The organism is Streptomyces atriruber (assembly GCF_001418325.1).
GTDB classification, from domain to species: domain Bacteria; phylum Actinomycetota; class Actinomycetes; order Streptomycetales; family Streptomycetaceae; genus Streptomyces; species Streptomyces atriruber.
In genome coordinates, this window is record NZ_LIPN01000667.1 from 1 (window position 1) to 1,810 (window position 1,810).

Annotated in this window: 2 protein-coding genes; both read left to right on the forward strand. The window is 72.4% G+C overall.

The genetic code is table 11. From position 1 onward, the window contains the following. A partial coding sequence (locus AOK03_RS39880) for a tetratricopeptide repeat protein (protein WP_055570202.1) occupies window positions 1-496 on the forward strand: 496 nt, incomplete at its 5' end. 29 nt (window positions 497-525) lie between these two features. Next, a partial coding sequence (locus AOK03_RS39885; protein ID WP_055570203.1) for a hypothetical protein occupies window positions 526-1,810 on the forward strand: 1,285 nt, incomplete at its 3' end.

Below are 1,810 nucleotides of genomic sequence, written 5' to 3' on the forward strand. Positions count from 1 at the left end.
CTCCGCCCCCGCACCCACCCCGGTGCTCGACTACGCGTCGCGCCGTCAGATCGCCCGCGCCCAGGCCCTCCTCTCGCTCGGCCGGTACGACCACGCCGTGCAGGCCGCGCACATCGCCTGGCAGGACGCGGCGACCAGGCCGACCGGTGCCGACATGCTGGACGCGATGATCGACGTGCACTGCGCGGCCGCGATGGCGGACATGGCGCCCGAGCACTTCGCCGACGCGGAGCAGTGGCTCAACTGCGCCTACAACCACGATCCGACGAATGTTCGGGTGCGCGGTCTGCTCGCCGAGCGCACCTTCCGGCACGCCGTGGAGCTGGACCGGCGCGGGGAGCGGGATGAGGCCATTGAGGCCCTCGGGAAGTGCCTGACGTGGGACCCTGAACATGCCGACGCGGATGCGCTGTTGCGGCGATTGAACCGTGACGGAAGGAACCGGCGCGGCAGGGGGGACGTCCTCGGACAGAGGCCCCTCGAACCGCCCCCGTGAAGCATCCCGCAAGTCAGGGAGGGAACCGTTTGACGCCCGCACAACTGCTCGACAAGGCGTTGATCGTCAAGGAGTTGCGAAGGCTGGCGGCCCTGCCCGCGCTGGCGCCGCGCTCGACCGAACTCACCGTGTTGCAGCAGGACTTGAGCGCATCGAACCAGCTTCATCACTGGGCCGAGATCGACCTCGTCCAGGCCTACGTACGCCCCGAGAGCGTCCGGGCGACCGCGAGCGGGACGTCGGGGCGGCACGACCGCCTGCTGGAGGCCTCTCTCGGCGTCCTCGTCTTCATTCCGCTGCTGATCACCTGGTTCGGCCTGCGGGAGGCCGTGCGTGCGTACGGGAAACTCGCCGAAGAGGACCCCAGGCAGGCCACGCGCCCCTTCCTGCAGCTGTGGCAGTCGGGCTTCGGCGGGCATCTGTCGTCGTTCGGGCGCTTCGAGAACGTGGCCCTGATGGCGGTCCTCCTGATCGCCCTGCTCGTGGGCCTCTCCGTGTGGCACGCGCGCGTGCGGGTGCGCACCGAACGCGCCGAGGACATCCAGGAGGCCGAGCGGGACCGGCTCCTCGCCGAGCTGGCGTCGGTGCTCACGCGCACCCAGATGCTGCTCGCCCCGCACCGCAGCGCGTCGCCGCAGCAGTTCACCGCGGAGCTCACGAAGGCCGCGCTGAAGATGCAGCAGCTGACGAACAGGGCGGAGCGCAGCCACAACGCGCTCACCGGCGCGACGACGTCGGTCGGCCAGGCCACGGACGCCCTCAAGCTGGCGGCGCAGTCCCTCACCAAGGAAGTGCCGAAGCTCGGCGACGCGGCGGACCGCATCAACACCACGCTGCGCACCGGCACGGAGGAGACCGCCAAGGCGGGCCGGGCCAACGCGCTCGCGGCCCGCGACATCGTCGACCGCGTCAAGACCGCGGGCGACACGGTCGAGGCCTCCCTGAAGGCCCTGGTCGCGGCCCAGCAGTCGCTCGTCGCGAAGTCCGAGTCGGTGGCGAAGGCGACCGAACTGGCCTCGCAGGCGCTGGTGTCGAGCGCGGGCAGGACCGGCGACGCCGTGGACGGCATGCGCGAGGCGACGGAGCGCTGGGACGCGGCGGCGGCCCACTGGCAGGACGCGGCGGCCCGGCTCGACGCCCGGATGGACACGCTGGCGGGGGCCCTGCCCGCCCTGACACCGCTGAACGGGGCGTACGGCACGGAGGGTGGGGCGTACGGCACGGGCAACGGGGCGTACGGCGCCAACGGGGGCTCCGTGAGCGGGGGCCGCTCCCCCGAAGGGTCCGCCGGAAACGGCCGCACCGCCGCCCCCT